Below are 20,997 nucleotides of genomic sequence, written 5' to 3' on the forward strand. Positions count from 1 at the left end.
TCAATGCTCCATGCCTTTCATGAATTAAACTAAATAGTGGTACTCAAGCAAATATTCCTCTTAATTTTCTTATAGATTGAGAAATTTTAGCTGTCTTATCATTTGGTAAAGAACATTTAGCTAAACGAACCCAAACGCTCCAGAATTGTTTCATAAAGTTTGCTTCATTATAGTGAATGCCATATTCCTCACATAACGCTTTAATTTTTGGCGCAGCTTCTGCATAGCGATTTGCAGGCATATCAGGGAATAAATGATGCTCGATTTGATGACTCAAATTACCACTCAAAATATGCAGCCATGATGTTCCGGTAAAGTTACTTGAACCTCGAATTTGACGTAAATACCATTCTGCTCGCGTTTCATTTTCGGTGTTATCCATCTCAAATGTTTCTGTATCTTCAGTAAAATGACCATTAAAAATCACTGCAGATGACCATAAACTTCTAATCACATTTGCAACTGCATTGCCTACGAAGACAGGAAGCGCATTTGGACCAGCGATAATCGGGAAAAAGACATAATCTTTCACCACCTGACGTCGTACTTTTTTTCTTAATTTTTCAGCATCTTTCCACACTTGTTTCCAAGATTTGGTTTTATAAACAAGCGCGTCTTCCAAGTGTAGGTTTTGAACACCGACATACCATTCAAAAAACACCATCAATTGAATTGCTAATGGAATATTAAACAAAAATCTTGGTTCCCACGGTTGAGATGCTGAAACACGAAGTAGACCATAACCCACATCATGATCCATACCCACAATATTGGTATAGGTGTGATGTACATAGTTATGGGTATATTTCCAGTCATCGCCTGTTGAGATGGTGTCCCAGTCATATGTCGCACCGTTTAAACTAGGATCATTCAACCAGTCAAATTGACCATGCATCACATTATGTCCAAGCTCCATATTTTCAACAATTTTGGACACGCCCAGTAATCCTGTACCTACCAACCAAACAGGTGGAATCCAACCACCAAACATCAGCAATGCACGTGAGCCAATCTCGCTATAGCGAACAAAGTTACGAATCTTATAAATATATTTGGCATCTTGTTCACCCAAATCATTCATAATACTGAGTCGGATCTGCTCAACGCGTTGTCCAAATGCTTCAATTTGCTCAGCGGTCAGATGTTTAGATTTTGATTGCCATGTTGTATTAAGTGACATATTCATTATTTTTCTCCAGTCTTATACGATACCGTTAAATTACAAATTAATCACAACAGGGCTTACTGCCTGACTAATACATAATTTAATTTGTCGATTTGGCTCATGTTCAATTTCACCTGTGAGCATATTTTTAGTAGCGCCACTCACTTTGTTACAGACACATGCATTACAAATACCCATTCGGCATCCATGAGCGGGTCTTAATCCAGCCTCTTCAGCACTCACCAACAAACTTTTTTGAGCTTCAAACGATTTCTGACTGCGGATAAACGTGACAGATTGTTTTTCAATTTCTTCATCTACACGGATTTGAAAAAACTCTTGTTTGAGCTGATTGCTGATCCCCTCTTCATGACAAATTTGATTTACAGCTTGCATCATCGAAGTTGCACCGCATGCATAAATCTGTGCTTGCCTAAAACTTGGCATTAACTGCTCTAACAACGCCAATGTCAGATATTGTTTATGTTGGCGTGTATTAAAATAGTGATAATTAAAATGATCATGTTTTGAAGCGAGCTGTTGTAGTTTCACGTGGAACGCGTCATCTCGACAGAAATAAATCAAATAGATAGGTACAGATAATGTGTTTAAAGCCTTCGTAAGCAATGCATAAATGGCGGTAATGCCACTCCCCGACGCCAATAACACAATTGGCTGTTGAGTCGGCTCAAGCGTAAATTCACCTTGCGCTTGAGAAATTTCCACAACAGAACCTATCGCCAATTGGCTTAAACAATTCGACACTACTCCTTGAGCTCGGACAGCAATCACCAGATTACCTGTCGCAGAAATTTCCACAATCGAATAACTACGTTGTAGACGCACGCCTGCAATTACAACTGTCACTAAAACACTTTGCCCTGCCTCAATCTGTTGAAAATCGAAATTGTGATTTGGACATAAATGAATCTCATAGAAATCGTGACTAAGTGCCTGACGACTCACGAGCGATGCTTTGACTTTTTTCCAAGCCAAAGTGGGATGTATTTTTTCAGCGATAAAATCGACGAAATCTTCTCGAATCCATTCAGGACGATATGACAGATAACTACTCATCTCAAACGTTCCTCTTTTGTATTTCAATTTAATTGAGTGAACAAGTGTTCTAATAGTGAACATGTGTACACTATATTGATTTTGAAATTGAGTCAACACATGTTCACTGACATTCGTCGTTTAATTTTTATATTTTTTTGATAGACTCATCTCGACTTCACTTCTCAGGTTTTAAGATGTCTATACGCGATGAACGTAAACAACAAAGTCGTCAGGCTTTACTGGATGCCGCTTTGCGCTTAAGCACATCTGGCCGTTCATTTAGCAGTATTAGTCTGCGTGAAGTTGCACGTGAGGTTGGTTTGGTGCCAACAGCCTTTTATCGACATTTTCAAGATATGGATGAATTAGGCCAAGAGTTGGTGGATCAAGTCGCGTTATATTTGAAAACCGTACTTCATCAGCTCGGTCAAGGTTTGGCCCACCCTGATGCGAAAGCCGAAACCAGCATGGAACTTTTTTTTGAAGCCATCGATTTAAATACCCAACCTTGGATTTTTATGATCGCAGAGCGCTGGGGGGGTTCTGAAGTGGTAAGACGTGCGATTGCTCGTGAAATTGAGTTTCTAAATTCTGATTTGGCCAATGACCTACAAAAATTCGAAATCGTACAAAATTTTCATCATGCTGGTGACCTAAAAATGTTGTCGAATATTTTAATTAATTTATGTTTCACATGGGCAATGTCTTGGATTAGCTTGGGCCGTCAATATTCAGGTATGGAGCTTGAATTACAAAAACTGGTACTCAAAAAACAGTCCATTACCCAAATACGATTAATCTTTAAAGGGATTTTGAATTGGAATACTACTGAGGCATAAAAAAACCCGCTCAATGCGGGTTTTCTATTATTTAGCTTTACGCTCTTTATCCAATAGATAATCGACCACTTGTAACACGCGGCCATTATCACCTTGTACGACATATTTCCCATTTACTACAACAGCTGGCACACCCGTCAATTGATATTGCTGCGCTAATTTATTCGCTTGAGAGACTTTGGCAGTAATTGCGAAAGAATTATATAAACTATTGAATTTCGCTTCTGGGATACCATACTTCGTAAAGAATTGTGCTTGTGATTTTTGGTCAAAAATCTGCTGACCTTTGTCATGGATCGCGTGGAATAAAGGCAAATGGGTACGTTTACGAACACCAAGTGCTTCAGAAATGTAGTAACCACGTGCATTCTGTTCCCATACTTTGTTCATTGCAGCAGGTGTACGGACAAAATTCACATCTTTTGGAATTTTACGTAACCAAGATTGCATATGAGGTTCTAAAGTAAAGCAATGACCACAGCCATACCAAAAGAACTCACGTACTTCCAATTTACCAGCGACATCAACCTTTCCTGGGTTTTGCACGACCGTATAATCTTTGCCTTCAACAAAGTTCGCCATTGCACCTGTTGAAAGTGCCATCAGCACCGCAGCGGCAACGCCACTAAAAACCACCTTTTTCATTAAGTTTTTATCCTCTAAATCATTCTGATTAGCATATGGTTTCACTATAAAACAAATATGAGAAAATCGTTTTGATTCTGTGAACTTTTTTACAAGATTTATCGCTTTTTTTGGAATTAGCGATACACTAAGATCTGATATAAATTCTACCCATTAAAACGAACTTTGCTAAGGTGGCTGTAATGACTCAACTGAATGTTGACCCACAAGAAATTGCTAAATTTGAAGCACTTGCTGCAGTATGGTGGGATCAACACTCTGAGTTTCGCCCTCTCCATCAAATCAATCCATTACGATTGAATTGGATTGATGAACATGCAGGTGGTCTTAGTGGCAAAAAAGTCCTAGATGTGGGCTGTGGCGGCGGTATTTTGGCCGAAAGTATGGCACGCCGTGGTGCCGATGTCCTCGGTATCGATATGGGCGCAGCACCATTAAATGTCGCACGTCTGCATGCAGAACAAGAAAACGTAACCAATATCGAATATCGTCAAATTCCAGTTGAGCAATTGGCTGAAGAACAAGCTGGTCAATACGATGTCGTAACTTGTATGGAAATGTTGGAACATGTACCAGATCCAGCGTCAATCATTCAAGCATGCCAAAAACTGGTGAAACCAAACGGTCATGTATTCTTCTCCACAATTAACCGTAATCCAAAATCATATTTATTTGCGATTATCGGTGCAGAGTATGTGTTACGTCTTTTGAAAAAAGGAACTCATGACTATCATAAATTTATTAAACCTTCTGAATTAGCGCATGATATTCGTAACGCAGGTTTAAAACTTAAAGATATGACAGGCTTACATTACAACCCATTAACTAAACATTATTGGTTAGCCCCAAATGTCGATGTGAACTATATGGTTTACACCCATAATGAGGTGAATGAATGAAGGCCGTACTTTTCGACCTAGATGGGACTTTAATTGACACTGCTGCGGATTTTATTCGTATTATTCAAGCAATGTGTCGTGAAGAAGGTCGAGAGATCTTAGATGCAGCCCTGATCCGAACTCAGGTCTCCGAGGGGGCTCGGGCGATGGTGAAATTGGTTTATCCTGAATTACAGGTTGATGATCCTATTTTCCTTGCACATCGTCAGCGCTTTCTAGATATCTATGGTGCTGATATTGCTGTGGATACAGACCTTTTTGCAGGAATGTATCCTTTAATTGAGGACTTGGAACAACGGGATATTCCATGGGGAATTGTGACAAACAAACCTCGTTGGCTGAGTGAGGCACTACTTCAAGCCTTAAACTTAACTGAACGTTGTGCCGTTCTCGTATGCCCAGAAGATGTTAAGCACACTAAACCTGACCCAGAACCAATGTATCTCGCTGCTCAACAAATTAATGTTCCAGCTGAACAATGCATTTATGTTGGTGATCATCCACGTGATATTGATGCAGGTCGAAGCGCAAATATGTACACGATTTTGGCTGCTTACGGATATTTACCATTAGAACACAAAGATGACTTAGATTCTTGGCAGGCAGATTGTATAGTGAATGATGTACAAGAATTACATCAACACTTAATCGAATTGATCGAATCTCACCAAAAAACAGCTTAATTAGAACAATGAAGGAGGTCGCACATGAAATATTCAGAATATCAGCCTCGCCCAGATTTATTGAAAGATAAAGTAATTTTAATTACGGGTGCAGGTGATGGCATTGGACGCGCAGCAGCGTTGAGCTATGCTTTACATGGTGCGACCGTCGTTCTTCATGGTAGAACGCTGAACAAGTTAGAAGTGATCTATGACGAAATTGAAAGTTTAGGTGCTCCTCAACCTGCAATTTTGCCACTGCAACTTTCTACTGCAACAGCATATGATTACGAACGTCTTGTGGAAACGCTTGACCAACAATTTGGTCGTTTAGATGGGATTTTGCACAATGCTGGGATTTTAGGTGAGCGCGTTGAATTGGCCCACTACCCTGCTGAAGTGTGGGATGATGTAATGGCTGTAAATTTAAGAGCACCTTTTGTTCTTACCCAACATTTACTTCCATTATTAGAAAAATCTCAAAATGCCTCTGTTGTTTTTGCAAGCTCAGGTGTCGGTCGTGAAGCACGTGCGAAATGGGGCGCATACTCAGTTTCAAAAATTGCCATTGAAGCGGTCAGTCAAATTTTTGCAAAAGAAAATGTCTATCCAAATATCCGTTATAACTGCATTAATCCTGGTGCAACACGAACAGCTATGCGTGCTAAAGCATATCCTGATGAAGATCCGAAAGTATTGGCAACGCCTGAACAAATCATGCCAGCTTATTTATATTTAATGGGCGAAGACAGTATAGGTATGAATGGTCAGAGTATTGATGCTCAGGATTAGTTTTTTCAAAATTACATGATGAGGATCGTCAGATCCTCTTTTTTTAAATTATAGTTCTAACAAAACCTATTAAAAAATTTACCTTTAGATTTTAAAAGCTTAAACAAATAAGTCTCAACAACTTTTGAATACACCCATAAACTAAGAAATTATCTAATGGTAGTATCACTTATCTAGCTTTAAATATCTGAAACTTATATCACTCAATAAAAAACCCGACAATAATGTCGGGTTTTTATTTCATTCTGATCAGTCAAATAAACGATCGAAGAATGATTTCTTTTTAGGTGAAGATTTACTGTCCGCACCATCTAAAGATTCTTGTAACTCTTTTAAAAGTTCACGTTGACGTGCAGTTAAGTTGACTGGTGTTTCAATCACGATACGGCAAAGTAAATCACCTTGCATACTTGTGCGTACTGGTTTTACACCCTTGCCACGTAGACGGAACATTTTACCTGTTTGTGTTCCCTCAGGTACTTTCAAGTTCACACGACCATCAAGGGTTGGAATCTCAATTTCTTTACCCAATGCAGCATCAGCGATACTAATCGGCACATCCATATACAAGTCCGCGCCATCACGTTGGAAGATTTCATGTTCACGAACATTAACTTCTACGTATAGATCACCTGATTGACCATCACGAATCGCTTCACCTTTTCCAGTTAAACGAACGCGATCGCCATTATCTACGCCTGCAGGAATGGTAACTTCAAGTGTCTGTTGACGATCTTTAACACCTGAACCATGACAAGTGCCACAAGGATTTTTAATAATCTTACCTTGTCCGCGACAAGTGCTACACGTTTGCTGAACTGAGAAGAAACCTTGTTGCATACGGACCTGGCCAGCCCCGTGACAAGTTTTACAGGTTTCAACATCATTCGGGTTTTTAGAACCTTTACCATCACACACTTCACATGGTGCTGGCGCAGTAAAAGTGATTGTTTTTTTTACGCCACGTACAGCTTCTTCTAAGCTGAGCTCAAGCACATAACGTAAGTCTGAACCACGTCTTTGACGCTGTTGGCGACCGCCGCCACCAAACGCGCCACCGAAAATGTCACCAAACTGACTAAAAATGTCTTCAGCGCTAAAACCGCCACCGAAACCACCGCCGCCGCCACCGAAGCCGCCTTCAAACGCATTATGTCCCATGCGGTCATACATGCTGCGTTTTTCACTATCAGATAAAACTTCATACGCTTCAGCAGCTTCTTTGAATTTTTCTTCTGCTTCAGCATTATCAGGGTTACGGTCTGGATGATATTTCATCGCCAACTTACGGTAGGCTTTTTTAATTTCATCATCACTAGCTGTTTTAGAAACCCCTAAAACCTCATAATAATCACGTTTAGCCATGTCTGGCGATGCTCCACAAAAAAATTTGATATGACTTCTCTGCGGAATATGTTGGGGTCATATTCCGAGATTACAAGTAAATTAAATCATTATTTTAAAAAGCGGCTTTTTTCTGGAGATATTTCACTAAGCCTTTAAGCCATGCATTTAGGAGAAATAGCCATGCAATTGTGGTAAAAATGACACCAATCACCGTACACCCTTTTACCCATAACACACTATCCCAATAGATAAAGCAGGCAGGAATAAACCAAAGAGCAGCAAATGCAGCCATCATCATGAATAGCACAACATTTCGTGCAATCCATAACGCTTGAGCATGGATCCAGACTTCAGCGTCTTGCGCTTGAGCCACTTTTTGCGCTAAAAAATAGGCGATTGCAGCACTGATACCAGTGAACAATGCAAGAAACATGAATACATAAGACATCGTAATTAATCGACGATGTCTTGTTAAATTGTCTCGCCCCATGGATGCTTTTTTATACCTCAACCGAGTGCACATTCAGTTTTTTTATGTACTCAGCCCACTGTGTTATTTTGTGTTAAAAACTAGGGACTACTATATTGAATTTTTCAATGGTTCGCACCTAGTATTCACATAAAACTACGCGGTTTTTGACTCTTTTTTCACTTTAAACCACGCCGCATAGAGTGCTGGCAAGAAGAACAGCGTTAATAGCGTTGCGATAATGAGTCCACCCATAATTGCTACTGCCATTGGACCAAAGAAGATACTGCGTGAAAGCGGAATCATCGCCAACACAGCAGCCAATGCAGTCAAAATAATTGGACGGGCACGGCGTACTGTCGCTTCTAAAATCGCTTCCCATTGAGAATGACCCGCTTTGATATCTTGCTCAATCTGATCAATCAAGATAAGCGAATTACGCATAATCATTCCAGATAAAGCAATGGTACCTAGCATCGCCACAAATCCGAAAGGCTTATTGAATATCAACAGGAACAATACCACGCCAATTAAACCCAAAGGCGCGGTCAAGAAAACAATAAACGAACGTGAAATACTCTTGAGCTGAATCATGAGCAAGGTAAAGACCACAGCCAAAAATAACGGCATGCCAGCATTTACTGAAGTTTGTCCACGTGCAGATTCCTCCACAGTGCCTCCCACTTCTACCAGATAACCACTTGGAAGTTCGGCACGAATTTTCTCAATAGATTCAGTTAATTCACCAACCACAGTAGCTGGTTGGAGTTTAGTCCGAATATCTGCGCGCACAGTAATCGTCGGTAAGCGATTACGATGCCAAATCAGACCATCTTCAAACTTATATTGGATATTCGCAATCTGTGCCAATGGAACTGTTGTACCCTGACTCGTCGGTACAGCGAGACTTTGTAACGATGCCACATCAACACGTTCCGCTTGATCGCCACGTAAACGAATATCAATCAACTCCCGTTTCTCACGATACTGATTAATCGCAGCACCCGTAATTGAACTATTTAAGAAATTCGCCAAATCTAAGCTAGATACGCCTAACTGACGCGCTCGATCTTGATCAATTTCAAGTGAAATAATTTTACTCGGCTCACCCCAATCTAAATGAACATTGGTGGTATTTGGATTTTCACTGATTGCTTGTGACACTAATTGTGCTCGTTGGCGAACAGTATTTAAATCTTCACCAGAAACACGGTATTGAATTGGATAACCGACTGGTGGTCCATTTTCCAATAGCGATACACGCGTCCGTACCTCAGGCAATAACTTGCTAATTTCTTCACTCAGATTCTTGCGAATCTCATCTCGCTCATCTAATGAGGAAGCCAAAACCACAAATTGTGCAAAACTCGCCTGAGGTAATTGTTGATCAAGAGGCAAATAGAAACGTGGAGAACCTGTACCAACATAAGCGACGTAATTATCGATCCCTTTTTGAGTCGACAAGAATTTTTCTACTTTTTTAACCGCATTTTCTGTCGCTGTTAGTGAAGCGCCTTCCTCTAGTTTTAGATCTACTAAAATTTCAGCACGGTTTGATGGTGGGAAAAATTGTTGTGGAACAAGTTTGAACATCAAAATTGACAAGACAAATATTGCAACCGTCGCAGCAATAACGGTTTTACGATAAGTAATACATAACTCAACCCAAGATCTAAATTTTTGATACGTCTTGGTTTGATATGGATCGTGATGCTCACCATGGTGTTGAACGACGGGTTGTGGCTCTGGTTGTTGACGTAATCTTGCCCATAAGCGTTGATACCACGGGGCTTTCTGATTCATTTGATTAAAATCAGGCAGTAATTTGTCACCTAAATAAGGAACAAACAGTACCGCTGCAAACCATGACACCACCAAAGCAATGGTTACAACTTGGAAGATTGAGCGAGTATATTCACCTGTGCTCGACGCAGCAGTGGCAATCGGCAAGAATCCAGCTGCAGTGATCAGCGTCCCCGTTAACATTGGAAATGCGGTCGACTTCCAAGCAAAACCTGCGGCTTTTAATCTGCTATATCCTTGTTCCATTTTAATGGCCATCATTTCAACTGCAATGATGGCGTCATCGACCAAAAGTCCAAGTGCTAAGATTAATGCGCCTAAAGAAATCTTGTGCAGTCCAACATCAAAGAAATTCATGCCTGCGAACGTCATTGCCAAGACCAAGGGAATAGAGAAAGCGACCACTAATCCTGTACGGAAACCTAAAGAGAAGAAGCTGACCAATAAGACAATAATCACGGCCTCTGCGAGCACTTTGATAAATTCGTGAATACTGCGTTGCACCGCTACAGGCTGATCTGAAACTTTTTTAAGTTCCATCCCTAAAGGTAAAGTTTGTTGTAGATCATTAAAGGTCTTTTCTAGATTTTTCCCTAGCGCAATGATGTCACCACCCTTACGCATAGACACCGCAATACCAATACCATTTTTGCCCATAAAGCGCATACGTGGTTGAGCTGGCTCACTAAAGCCACGGTAAACTTCAGCCACATCGCCCAATTGAATGGTCTTATCACCAACCAGTAATGGCATGTTCTTGAGATCTTCGACTGATTTCAATTGTCCGCTGACACGCACTTGAATACGATCTGAGCTTGTTTCAAAGAAACCTGCGCTCGCCATGGTATTTTGTTTTTGTAGTGCTTCTTGAATTGCAGAAACTGGAATACCCAATTGAGCGGTTTTCGTATTTGAAATTTCTATCCAAATTTTTTGATCTTGCAAGCCAACTAAATCAACCTTACCGACATCTTGTACACGTTGTAGTTGCAGCTGTAAGCGATCGGCATATTCCTTCATCACGGCATAATCAAAATCATTACCCGTTAAGACATAAATGTTCCCAAAGGTGTCACCAAATTCATCGTTAAAGAATGGACCTTGAACACCGCTAGGAAGTTGGTGTTTGATATCTCCAATTTTTTTTCTAACCTGATACCAAACATTCGGTAATTCATGGGAACGCAGCGAGTCTTTGGCAACAAAGGTCACCATTGATTCACCAGGACGAGAATAGGCTGCAATACGATCATAGAGCCCCGTACTCATTAATTCTTTTTCAATGCGATCAGTTACTTGCAATGAAACTTCTTCCGCTGTCGCACCTGGCCAATAGGTTTGAACCACCATTACTTTGAAACTAAATGGAGGGTCTTCACTTTGTGATAGTTTTGAGTAGGAATAAACACCCAATATTCCCATCAAAATCATGAAATAAAGGATCAGTCCCTTATTTTTTAACGCCCATTCTGACAAGTTAAAGTTCATATTTTCGCTCCAACTTGTCCTGCTTTCACATTGACTGCACGGTTTTGACGGTCAATCGGATTAATTTTTTGTTTATCTCGCAGTAAGTGTACACCGCCAACCACGATCCAATCAGAAGCTTTTAAACCTTGGGTCACAGGTACCGTATCACGACCATAAGCACCTATTTGAACATTCACCTTACGGATACTGTGATCTGGATTCACAACCCAAACATAAGGCTGATCTTCTGTTGCAGATACACTGGTCAAAGGAACATTAATCACATTTGAACTGGTATTTGAAAAAAATACTCGCGCACTTTGTCCAAGTTGAATTGCTGAACGCCCTTCAGTCAAAGCAACTTTGACACTAAATGTTCTAGATTGGTCGGCAGCAGGTGAAATTTCACGCACATATGCGGCGAAACGCTCCTCTGGTTTTGACCATAGCGTAACCCAAGCTTTTTGACCTGTTTTAATTTCTGATACTGCTTGTTCTGGCACACCAATCACCACTTCACGATCACCATCTATCGCCAGTTGATATGCTGCCTGCCCTGCTGCGATCACTTGACCAACTTCAATACTACGCTCAGTGATGACGCCATTTTTATTGGCAATGAGTTGGTTATATCCCGTCTGATTACTACTCACTGCATAATTTGATTGTGCTTGTTTTAAATTGGACATGGCCGATTTATATTGATTTTCTACGGCATCATATTGCGAACGACTCACCGCATTAATAGGTAATAACTGCTTAAAGCGTTTGTATTCTTCTTCGGCAATTTTGGCTGCAGATTGCGCGCTTTCTAACTGAGCTTTTGAAGCATTTAACTGCAGTTGAGCATCTTTCACATCTAATTTTGCTAAGACTTGCCCGACTTTGACTCGATCCCCTACATCAACATAGCGTTCAGTAATTTGTCCTCCAACACGGAAAGCCAATGCCGTTTGCTGTCTCGCCTGAACTTCTCCTGCATAACTTTTCAGTTCATCTTGGGAAGTATTCGGCTGGGCAACCATCACAAATGGAATTTGTTCCTCTGTGGGTTTATCCTTACTACACGCGGTGAGTATCACACTACAAATGAGCATTAGACTGTATGTGGCAAATTTTTGAGGACTCATGTGCACTGCTCTTATGTCAATTTTTAGGCAAATCAAATTAGGGATATTAATTTGATTATTTTTTAATTAATATACCGCATGGTACAGTAATTAAAAATCATTTTTCAAGGTATGACCTAAACTGTTTTTTTTGGATTTTTTTGTGCAAATGAATATTGGACGTCCTAAGGATTTAGTTAAAAAGAAACAAATATTAGAGGCAGCTAAACGTTTGTTTCTAAAACAGGGCTTTCATGGTTCAAGCATGAATCAAATTGCCAAAGAAGCTGGCGTGACTAAACTGACGGTGTATAACCATTTTCAAGATAAAGAATCGTTATTTACCTATGCAATTGCAGAAACGTGCGAAGAATCAATCAATGCTCGGCGAATCCAATTACACCCTGAATCCAATTTTTTAGAAGACTTCTATCAGGTATGTAGTTTAGCGCTGCAAATTGTCAATCTTCCTGAAGCCATTAAGCTTGAGCATTTATTATTAGAATTGGCAGCAGAGCAAAATCCTTTGGCTGAACCTTTTTATAATGCATCTCATAAGCGGTTATTTGTGGTATGGACTGATTTTTTTGCTCAAGCGATTGAGCACGGATTTATCCAGAAAGATGATGCTGAAAAGCAAACACATTTGCTCCTTTCTTTACTCTTAGGGCATCGACATCATGAAGTATTATTAGGTGTTCGTCAGGTTCCCAGTGAAGCAGAATGTGATGAAATTATTCATCAAGCCATCGAATTATTTATGCTGAAATACAAAAAAATAGCTCTCTCCATTCTTAAATGGCGTATTTTTCACCTAATTTTCTTTAAATTATTTTGCAATCGCTTGGCATGTCATGAATAAGCGGTATAGTCAAAAGAACAAGAAAAGGAGAAAAAAATGATTCAACAAATTGATGCTCCATTACGTGAAGACGTACGCTTACTCGGTAATCTTTTAGGAGAGACTTTAAAAGAACAAGCTGGACAAGATTTGTTTAATCAAGTTGAACAAATTCGTGCACTCGCGAAAGGTGCACGTGATGGTGATAGCGAAGCTGAAAAACAATTAGAAAGTTTATTTTTAAGTTTAAAAGATGATGAGATTCTTCCACTCACACGCGCTTTTTCACATTTTCTGAACTTTGCCAATATTGCAGAACAATATCATGTAGTACGTAGCCGTCGCCAAAATGAGTTTGATGAAAACGGTGCTGCAGCGAATGTCCTTATTCCCCTTTTTGAAAAATTTCAACAACAGCTGATTTCAGCGGAAACCCTTTATCAACAAATTTGTGAGCTAAATATTGAGCTTGTACTCACCGCACATCCTACGGAAGTTAGTCGTCGCACCTTGATCCAAAAATATGATGGGATCAACGAGTGTTTATCTAAGTTTGATCAGCAAAAGCTGACCCCCAAACAGCGCGCTCAAGTTCTTTCTGAATTAAAACAATTGGTTTGTTCAGCATGGCAAACCGATGAAATTCGCCAACATCGTCCAACCCCAATTGATGAAGCAAAATGGGGTTTTACCACCATTGAGCAAACTTTATGGAACGCTATTCCTAAGTTTGTCCGTGAATTGAATCAATTGGTTCAAGAGCATTGTTCTCAAGCTTTACCTTTAGATATTGCACCTGTGCGGTTTGCATCTTGGATGGGTGGTGACCGAGATGGAAACCCAAATGTCACACACAAAGTGACTCAAGAAGTTTTATGGTTATCTCGATGGAAAGCCGCGGATCTCTACCTCCGAGATATTGAAGATTTACGTTGGGAGCTTTCTGTTCAGGCGTGCAGTGATGAACTAAAGACTGCCTTAGGTCAGCCTCATCCAGAGCCTTATCGTGAATATTTAAGAACAACACGTGAACGCTTAAAAATTACCAGAGAATGGCTCACTGCAAAATTACAAGGTCAACATTCTGATGTGGATCGTAGCCAGATTATTCATCACAAAAATGAGTTGTTGCAGCCATTATTGTTATGTTATCGCTCATTAGTCGATTCAAACCTTTCTGGTATCGCTCAAGGAAAGTTACTCGATTTTATTTATCGTGTGAATTGTTTCGGTATTGAGTTATTAAAACTAGATATTCGCCAAGAGTCAGGTCGTCATCGTCAAGCAATTTCAGCGATTACTGAGTATCTTGGACTTGGCAATTTTGAGACATGGACTGAACAAGCCCGTCAAAACTTCTTATTACAAGAACTGCAAAGCAAACGCCCTTTACTTCCTAAACATCTTAATGAATCTGCTCAAAGTCTTATTGAGCATCCTGATGTTCAAGAAGTATTCGCTACCATGCGAACTTTGGCAGAACAACCTGCTGAAAGTCTAGGTGCTTATATTATTTCAATGGCAGAATATCCAAGTGACGTTTTGGCGGTTCTATTACTCCAAAAAGAAGCAGGTATTAAGCAACCTCTGCGTGTAGTTCCATTATTTGAAACGTTAAAAGATTTAGATGGCGCAGCTTCGACCATGAATACTTTATTCAGTATGCATTGGTACAAACAACATATTCAAAACAAGCACGAGGTCATGATTGGTTACTCTGACTCAGCAAAAGATGCAGGTTTCATGTCTGCGAATTGGGCTCAGTACCGTGCACAAGAAGAGTTAACAGCTATTGCCAAACAACATGGTATACAACTCACTTTGTTCCATGGTCGTGGTGGCTCAATTAGTCGTGGTGGTGCTCCAACCCAACAAGCACTATTTTCACAACCACCTGGCTCAATCTCAGGTGCAATCCGTGTGACCGAACAAGGCGAAATGATCCGATTCAAATTTGGATTAGAAGAAATCGCACTGCAAAATTTAGAAATTTATACCGCAGCTACCTTAGAAGCGACTTTACTCCCACCACCAGAACCCAAGGCAGCATGGCGCGAGTTGATGCACAAAATGACGGAACTCTCTGTGAATGTTTACCGTCAAACAGTCCGCGAAAACCCTCATTTTGTCCAATACTTAAGAACCGTGACGCCAGAGCTTGAATTACAGATGCTACCTTTGGGTTCAAGACCAGCGAAACGAAAAATCAGCGGTGGTATTGAATCCTTACGTGCAATTCCATGGGTATTTGCATGGACTCAAATTCGATTAATGCTTCCAGCATGGTTAGGTACTGGTGCAGCCATCAATCAAGTCATTTCAGAAGGTCACAAAGCTGAGCTAGATGAAATGTTAGAACAATGGCCTTATTTCCAAACTTTAATTGATATGTTGGAGATGGTGCTATCTAAATCAGATAGCAATGTCGCATTGTATTATGAATCTCATCTCACCCAAGATGAAAATCTTAAAGTATTGGGTGCGGAACTACGCCAACGCTTACATGACGCAGTACAAACTTTATTGGCAATGAAAGGTGAATCTAAATTACTCAGTTCTAATGAAGTTCTTGATCAAGCCATGAAGATTCGTAAACCCTATCTTCTTCCATTACACCTGTTACAAGCAGAACTCATGAAAAGACGTCGCGAATATTTAGCTGAACGAACTGTCGAACAAACTGAGGTTGACCATGCATTAATGGTAAGTATTGCAGGTATTGCTGCTGGATTACGTAATACGGGTTGATTTCACGACTGTCTATGCTCAAGTACCTTTATGGGCTTGAGCAATTTAAAGACTTTATTCTAATTTTCAGTAATAACAACAAAGCACCTATAAATTTTTTACTCAATATGGATATAGATTTTTTTGATATAGCTGAATTGCAATAGGCTGATTTTACTTTATTTTTAAAACATATTTTTTTTACCGATGGGTAAAAATTCAATAAAAGTCAGACCATTAGTTTTAATAATTTTTCAAGAAACAGATGATTTCTCATAAAACAGGCGTATGATGTGCACAATTTAACTATTGAGTGCTCACTTTATGACCAGTTGGTTTCCTAAATGGCGTCCCTTCACGGATGATATTGATACGCGTCCTGTTGGCACGACCGAATATTTACCTCCTGCGCAAAGTGTAGTTCTTGGCATTCAACATGCTTTTGCCATGTTTGGTGCGACAGTTTTAGCACCATTATTAATGGGTTTTGATCCTAATCTTGCTATATTAATGTCAGGTATTTGTACCCTGTTATTTTTCCTCATCACTGGCGGTCGAGTGCCCAGTTATTTAGGCTCAAGCTTTGCTTTTATTGGTGTAGTCATCGCGGCAACGGGCTATGCCGGTGCTGGAGCAAATGCGAATATTGCATTAGCTGCTGGGGGAATTATTGCCTGTGGTGTCCTTTATGCCTTAATTGGTTTTCTGGTGATGGCAACAGGTACTCGATGGATTGAAAAGCTCATGCCTCCTGTCGTAACAGGTTCTGTGGTCATGATCATCGGTCTGCATCTTGCACCGGTAACGGTAAAAAGTGTCGCGGGTAATCCATTTAATATGTGGATGGCATTGATTACTGTCATGTGTATGGCTTCAATTGCAGTATTCACCAAAGGGATGCTACAACGCCTACTTTTACTTGTGGGTTTGGTGCTGTCTTATATCGTATACTTTGTTATTACGAATATCATGGGTTACGGTACTCCAATTAACTTCACGCCGATTACACAAGCTGCATGGTTTGGTCTGCCTAACTTTCATGCTCCTGAGTTGAGTACGGACGCGATGCTCATCATTGCTCCTGTAGCTTTAATTTTAGTGGCTGAAAACTTAGGTCACATCAAAGCAGTCTCTGCCATGACTGGTGAAAATCTAGACCCACATATTGGTAAAGCGTTTGTAGCCGATGGTGTTGCAACATCATTAGCCGGTGGTGTGCTCCAGGCATGACCACTTATGGGGAAAATATTGGCGTGATGGCTGTGACACGTGTCTATTCCACGATTATTTTCGCCATCGCAGGTGTATTCGCAATTTTCCTTGGCTTATCACCAAAATTTGGTGCAATTATTCAAACCATTCCAACTGCGATTCTTGCAGGTGCATCAATTGTGGTGTTTGGTTTAATTACCATAGCTGGTGCTAAAATTTGGATCGAACATCGTGTCGATTTCTCTAAAAATAAAAACCTCATGATTGCTGCGATCACGCTGATCTTAGGTACTGGTGACTTTGCGCTTCAATTTGGTAGCTTCAATTTAGGTGGTATTGGAACGGCTACCTTTGCTGCATTATTCCTGAATTGGTTCTTTAGCTTAGGTGGAAAGTCTAACTAAAAATCTATCGCATATAAAAAAAGAGAGCTTAATGCTCTCTTTTTTAATTTTTTATTCTAATTAAGTATTTTAAGATTTTTTTCAATCGGTTGAGGTCGACCAAAATAATAGCCTTGAAACGTATTACAGCCATTTTCTTTCAGAACTTGGAACTGCTCTTCAGTTTCTACACCCTCTGCCACCACATTCAGATCGAGAATTTGTGCTAAATCAATAATCGTTTTCACAATAGCAATATCGCGTGGATTACCGACAATATTTTCTACAAATGAACGATCAATTTTGAGTTGATCCAGTGGAAGCATTTTGAGGTAATTCAATGAAGAATATCCTGTTCCAAAATCATCCATAGAGAATCTTAATCCACGCTCGATGAGCTTTTTCATTTTCTCAATTGAGTTATGCATATCGGTATAGAACATACTTTCAGTAAGTTCTAAACGTAATAATGTTGGATCAATTCCTGCTTCATCAATAATCCGAAGCACATTTTTATCAAAGTCAGTCTTACGGAATTGTTCAACACTAATATTGACTGAAATCGTCCAGTTTGAAGATTCTGGGTATTGGCTCCAATCTTTTAACTGTTGGCATGCTAATACTAATACACGATTACCAACATCATGTATGAGATCAGTTTTCTCCACTTCTTCAATAAATCGACCTGGTAAAATCAAACCGTGTTCAGGATGACTCCAACGTAGCAAGGCCTCATACCCAATCACTTCCTCTTCACGATTTACTAAAATCTGATAATAAAGTTGGAACTCATCTCGTAATAAAGCTAATCTTAAATCATTTAATAAAGCAGCTTTAGCAATAACACTTTGTTCCATTTCAGGATCAAAAACACATATGCAATTTTTACCATTTTCTTTAGCTTGATACAGCGCCATGTCGGCGTACTTAAGCAACTCATTTTTTGGCAATTTTGAATTACGGAAAATAAAAATTCCGATACTAGAGCTAGTATGGATTTTATTATCCTTTAATACGAAAGGCTCATTTAATGCAGCACGAACTTTATCAGCGATTTGCATCACTGCTTGATTAGCAATCGTTTCATCTGGATCTAAATCTGAAAGAATAATTAAAAACTCGTCTCCACCAAGACGGACAATTGCATTCTGCTGTGCCACACACTCCATAAGGCGCACCGAGACCATTTTGAGTAGGTCATCTCCACGATCGTGTCCTAACGTGTCATTAATATTTTTGAAGTTATCCAAATCCAACATCATGAGTGCACTATGTGTACCATTTTGTTTACATGATTCAATCACCTCCAACATGCGTTCTTGCATAAAACGGCGGTTAGGCAATCCCGTTAATTCATCATGTAATGCCATATAACGTGCATGGTCTTCGGAATTTTTTAGCTGTGTGATATCAGTTCGAATGGAGATATAGTTTTGTAAAACGCCATTATTATCTTTAAGCGGCACAATCGTGGTTTCAACCCAATATAAAGAACCATTTTTAGCTCGGTTACAAATTTCGCCTTTCCAAATTTCTCCACTCGAAATGGCTTTCCACATATATTTAAAAAAACTTCTCGGGTGATAGCCTGAATTAATAATTTTATGTGTTGATCCGACCAGCTCTTCATAAGAATACTGTGAGATATTACAAAACTTCTCATTGACATGAGTAATGACGCCACGTGCATCTGTTATGGCTACAATTGAATGTGCATCAATGGCTACTTTATAGTTTTCAAGATCCTTGACTATTTTTTCTAATTGTAACTGGGTATCCATAGCGCCTTCGACCGTCAGTCTAAAAAGTGATGTATCCAAATGTTAACTTAATATTATTTTTTGTAACACTAAGCTTTGTTGAACCAGTTCACAAATCGGCTATATATTTTGTAAATTTCAATGAATAAAAGAGGAAACTAATTTCCTCATTCTTATTAAGAATTCCGACTGTTATGGTCGTATTTCTTTTAACTCTCTTTGAATAAAGTGTTGAATCATCTCTCGATATATTTTTTCCATCAGTAATGGATCCACACCATTCTTTGTAGCCAATTCACGTATTTTTTCAATCACTATTTCAACACGTTCAGGTGACTGTACATCTTGGATAGTTCTTTTAAATCGCACTGCCTGATCTACGTAATATTGGCGTAAACCAATTAATTCTGTTATAGCTTGATCAATTGAATCTATTTGTGCTCGAGCTTGCTGAAGGGTTTCGCATTTTTCTTTATTGATTTTCAATTGATTCGGTATCCCTGTGTTCAGATTCATTTTCACTTTTGTACTTTTGTTCTAACACATTACTGAAAATACTTTCAATCATCCATACACGATATAAGCTATTAAACACATAACTCTTTCCATCGATACGAAGCTCAAGCACTGGTAAATCAGGTTGTGATTTCATCTCACAGAGTAATTGATTTTCTTCTAACTTTTGACTGATCGACTCTTCAGTGAGCGTCGTGATATTCAAGCTCTGTTTTAAGGCTTGAATATGAGGTCGATACGATAGATCTTTCCCTTTACTCCAAACAGCCTGCAAGATTTCATACATTGCATCAAGACGTTGATCCTCAGGCACACTGTAAAACAATCGTGCTATTTCATATGTCGCCTGCTGAGTCGGTCGGCAAAACGGCGTAAATTTTACTTCTGTTCGTTTAGATAAACGCGTTGCCAAACTCCAATCAAATAAATCTCGTCCCTGATATTGCAATGGATAAACGGTAAGTTGGATATCGTAATAATCGGCAAGTTCTTCTTTAATATAAGCTAATAATAACCAAGAGATCGGATCTTCTAATGCAATATAGAGGTCTAACTCAGGATTCATCGCCTGAATCTCAGATAATTCTTCAGCATCATTCATTAGGTGTTCCCGCCACTCAATATGATTGATGAGAAAAATAGGATTACCGGTCAAGAGTCTTTGTTGTTTTAAACGGCGGGTCAATCTTAATAAATCATCTACCGCATGATACCGACGATTACCGAGCTCAAAAAAACTTGCTAAAACTGGCGTGTGATCAAAAGTTCGCTCAGCGATTTGTTGTTCTTTTCGATGTCGACTAGCCATGACATACAAAGTACGTAATTTTCCATACTGCTGTTGCCACAACATATGGAAGACATCTTCCAATAAATAGAGAAAATTTTCACCTGTTAATGGGGTATTTCGTAAAATCGTTTCTGCCTGTTGAATCGCTTCAGCACTTGGTATTTCAGGCTTATCATTATCGAATCCGAAACGATGCTGGTACGCTAAAATTTGGGCATCACGTAGACTGTAATCTTGCCACTCTTCAGGACTCATATCATTTGGAGCTTCAGCAGCAGTATCTGAGATAACAATTTTTAAAGGCTTAATTTCATCTTTTAAAATGTCATTTAATTGTGCCAATTGCTGGACTGCAAGATAACTATACACATCATCTAAACGAAGATAGATCGTTAAACCCTGCTCAGTTGACAAGACCTCTTGACGATTTGGTTTCTGATAAAACCAACTCGATCGTAGCGGATCAAACCAACGGCGTAACAATGACATGAGATGTGCCTCAGATGATT

At 39.6% G+C, this 20,997-nt stretch carries 16 protein-coding genes and 1 pseudogene; 7 read left to right on the forward strand and 10 right to left on the reverse strand.

Annotated elements, in window-relative coordinates; genetic code table 11:
* Window positions 1-43: 43 nt before the first annotated feature.
* Entirely contained in the window at window positions 44-1,186 is a 1,143-nt protein-coding gene (locus tag BMW42_RS11420) for a fatty acid desaturase family protein (protein WP_092767985.1), read from the reverse strand.
* A gap of 33 nt (window positions 1,187-1,219) precedes the next feature.
* Window positions 1,220-2,242 carry a flavin reductase family protein gene (locus BMW42_RS11425; RefSeq protein WP_092767987.1) on the reverse strand — a complete coding sequence of 341 codons (1,023 nt, stop codon included), beginning with the start codon at window positions 2,240-2,242 and terminating at the stop codon, window positions 1,220-1,222.
* Between the two features lie 176 nt (window positions 2,243-2,418).
* Between BMW42_RS11425 and BMW42_RS11430 the strand changes: the two genes are divergently transcribed.
* Complete coding sequence (locus BMW42_RS11430) at window positions 2,419-3,063, forward strand: TetR family transcriptional regulator (RefSeq protein ID WP_092767989.1); 645 nt, start codon at window positions 2,419-2,421, stop codon at window positions 3,061-3,063.
* Window positions 3,064-3,090: 27 nt separating this feature from the next.
* On the opposite strand, the gene BMW42_RS11435 is transcribed toward BMW42_RS11430, so the two are convergent.
* Window positions 3,091-3,708 carry a thiol:disulfide interchange protein DsbA/DsbL gene (locus BMW42_RS11435; RefSeq protein ID WP_092767991.1) on the reverse strand — a complete coding sequence of 206 codons (618 nt, stop codon included), beginning with the start codon at window positions 3,706-3,708 and terminating at the stop codon, window positions 3,091-3,093.
* A gap of 182 nt (window positions 3,709-3,890) precedes the next feature.
* On the opposite strand from BMW42_RS11435, the gene ubiG reads away from it, so the two are divergent.
* The 3 genes from ubiG to BMW42_RS11450 are packed head-to-tail and all read left to right on the forward strand — an operon-like array spanning window position 3,891 to window position 6,061.
* Window positions 3,891-4,607, forward strand: a complete 717-nt coding sequence (gene ubiG / locus BMW42_RS11440; protein WP_035268814.1) for a bifunctional 2-polyprenyl-6-hydroxyphenol methylase/3-demethylubiquinol 3-O-methyltransferase UbiG — start codon at window positions 3,891-3,893, stop codon at window positions 4,605-4,607.
* Window positions 4,604-5,290 (forward strand): HAD family hydrolase, encoded by a 687-nt coding sequence (locus BMW42_RS11445; RefSeq protein WP_092767993.1) that lies wholly within the window; start codon window positions 4,604-4,606, stop codon window positions 5,288-5,290. Before ubiG ends, BMW42_RS11445 begins: the two co-directional genes overlap by 4 nt.
* A 24-nt stretch (window positions 5,291-5,314) precedes the next feature.
* On the forward strand, window positions 5,315-6,061 hold the full coding sequence (locus tag BMW42_RS11450) for a YciK family oxidoreductase (RefSeq protein WP_035268812.1): 747 nt from the start codon (window positions 5,315-5,317) through the stop codon (window positions 6,059-6,061).
* A 249-nt stretch (window positions 6,062-6,310) separates the two neighbouring features.
* Here BMW42_RS11450 and dnaJ read toward each other — a convergent pair whose 3' ends face one another.
* From dnaJ to BMW42_RS11470, 4 genes are all read right to left on the reverse strand, one after another.
* A complete protein-coding gene (gene dnaJ, locus BMW42_RS11455; RefSeq protein ID WP_035268804.1) occupies window positions 6,311-7,426 on the reverse strand; it encodes a molecular chaperone DnaJ in 1,116 nt (371 codons plus the stop codon).
* A 94-nt stretch (window positions 7,427-7,520) separates the two neighbouring features.
* Entirely contained in the window at window positions 7,521-7,898 is a 378-nt protein-coding gene (locus tag BMW42_RS11460; RefSeq protein WP_035268802.1) for a hypothetical protein, read from the reverse strand.
* 135 nt (window positions 7,899-8,033) lie between these two features.
* Entirely contained in the window at window positions 8,034-11,168 is a 3,135-nt protein-coding gene (locus BMW42_RS11465; protein WP_092767995.1) for an efflux RND transporter permease subunit, read from the reverse strand.
* Window positions 11,165-12,280, reverse strand: a complete 1,116-nt coding sequence (locus BMW42_RS11470) for an efflux RND transporter periplasmic adaptor subunit (protein ID WP_035268798.1) — start codon at window positions 12,278-12,280, stop codon at window positions 11,165-11,167. The genes BMW42_RS11465 and BMW42_RS11470 overlap by 4 nt, the downstream gene beginning before the upstream one ends.
* Window positions 12,281-12,422: 142 nt before the next feature.
* On the opposite strand from BMW42_RS11470, the gene BMW42_RS11475 reads away from it, so the two are divergent.
* The 3 genes and pseudogenes from BMW42_RS11475 (at window position 12,423) to BMW42_RS11485 (ending at window position 17,443) form a co-directional block, all read left to right on the forward strand.
* Window positions 12,423-13,121 carry a TetR/AcrR family transcriptional regulator gene (locus tag BMW42_RS11475; RefSeq protein ID WP_092767997.1) on the forward strand — a complete coding sequence of 233 codons (699 nt, stop codon included), beginning with the start codon at window positions 12,423-12,425 and terminating at the stop codon, window positions 13,119-13,121.
* Between the two features lie 36 nt (window positions 13,122-13,157).
* A complete protein-coding gene (ppc, locus tag BMW42_RS11480) occupies window positions 13,158-15,848 on the forward strand; it encodes a phosphoenolpyruvate carboxylase (protein WP_092767999.1) in 2,691 nt (896 codons plus the stop codon).
* A gap of 303 nt (window positions 15,849-16,151) precedes the next feature.
* A pseudogene (locus BMW42_RS11485) lies at window positions 16,152-17,443 on the forward strand (solute carrier family 23 protein).
* Between the two features lie 56 nt (window positions 17,444-17,499).
* On the opposite strand, the gene BMW42_RS11490 reads toward BMW42_RS11485, so the two are convergent.
* From BMW42_RS11490 to BMW42_RS11500, 3 genes are all read right to left on the reverse strand, one after another.
* Window positions 17,500-19,203: a putative bifunctional diguanylate cyclase/phosphodiesterase gene (locus BMW42_RS11490; protein WP_092768001.1), complete on the reverse strand. Its 1,704-nt coding sequence runs from the start codon at window positions 19,201-19,203 to the stop codon at window positions 17,500-17,502.
* A gap of 171 nt (window positions 19,204-19,374) precedes the next feature.
* Window positions 19,375-19,662 (reverse strand): chorismate mutase, encoded by a 288-nt coding sequence (locus tag BMW42_RS11495; RefSeq protein WP_035270424.1) that lies wholly within the window; start codon window positions 19,660-19,662, stop codon window positions 19,375-19,377.
* Window positions 19,655-20,977 (reverse strand): hypothetical protein, encoded by a 1,323-nt coding sequence (locus tag BMW42_RS11500; RefSeq protein ID WP_092768003.1) that lies wholly within the window; start codon window positions 20,975-20,977, stop codon window positions 19,655-19,657. Before BMW42_RS11500 ends, BMW42_RS11495 begins: the two co-directional genes overlap by 8 nt.
* Between the last annotated feature and the right edge of the window lie 20 nt (window positions 20,978-20,997).

This window comes from Acinetobacter sp. DSM 11652 (genome assembly GCF_900109815.1).
Classification (GTDB): Bacteria; Pseudomonadota; Gammaproteobacteria; order Pseudomonadales; family Moraxellaceae; genus Acinetobacter.

What these genes read in the sequence shown, in the direction of transcription:
- BMW42_RS11420 (WP_092767985.1), bottom strand. Translation starts at nt 1,186, where the DNA reads ATGAATATGTCACTTAATACAACATGGCAATCAAAATCTAAACATCTG.
- BMW42_RS11425 (WP_092767987.1), bottom strand. Translation starts at nt 2,242, where the DNA reads ATGAGTAGTTATCTGTCATATCGTCCTGAATGGATTCGAGAAGATTTC.
- BMW42_RS11430 (WP_092767989.1), top strand. Translation starts at nt 2,419, where the DNA reads ATGTCTATACGCGATGAACGTAAACAACAAAGTCGTCAGGCTTTACTG.
- BMW42_RS11435 (WP_092767991.1), bottom strand. Translation starts at nt 3,708, where the DNA reads ATGAAAAAGGTGGTTTTTAGTGGCGTTGCCGCTGCGGTGCTGATGGCA.
- ubiG (WP_035268814.1), top strand. Translation starts at nt 3,891, where the DNA reads ATGACTCAACTGAATGTTGACCCACAAGAAATTGCTAAATTTGAAGCA.
- BMW42_RS11445 (WP_092767993.1), top strand. Translation starts at nt 4,604, where the DNA reads ATGAAGGCCGTACTTTTCGACCTAGATGGGACTTTAATTGACACTGCT.
- BMW42_RS11450 (WP_035268812.1), top strand. Translation starts at nt 5,315, where the DNA reads ATGAAATATTCAGAATATCAGCCTCGCCCAGATTTATTGAAAGATAAA.
- dnaJ (WP_035268804.1), bottom strand. Translation starts at nt 7,426, where the DNA reads ATGGCTAAACGTGATTATTATGAGGTTTTAGGGGTTTCTAAAACAGCT.
- BMW42_RS11460 (WP_035268802.1), bottom strand. Translation starts at nt 7,898, where the DNA reads ATGGGGCGAGACAATTTAACAAGACATCGTCGATTAATTACGATGTCT.
- BMW42_RS11465 (WP_092767995.1), bottom strand. Translation starts at nt 11,168, where the DNA reads ATGAACTTTAACTTGTCAGAATGGGCGTTAAAAAATAAGGGACTGATC.
- BMW42_RS11470 (WP_035268798.1), bottom strand. Translation starts at nt 12,280, where the DNA reads ATGAGTCCTCAAAAATTTGCCACATACAGTCTAATGCTCATTTGTAGT.
- ppc (WP_092767999.1), top strand. Translation starts at nt 13,158, where the DNA reads ATGATTCAACAAATTGATGCTCCATTACGTGAAGACGTACGCTTACTC.
- BMW42_RS11490 (WP_092768001.1), bottom strand. Translation starts at nt 19,203, where the DNA reads ATGGATACCCAGTTACAATTAGAAAAAATAGTCAAGGATCTTGAAAAC.
- BMW42_RS11500 (WP_092768003.1), bottom strand. Translation starts at nt 20,977, where the DNA reads ATGTCATTGTTACGCCGTTGGTTTGATCCGCTACGATCGAGTTGGTTT.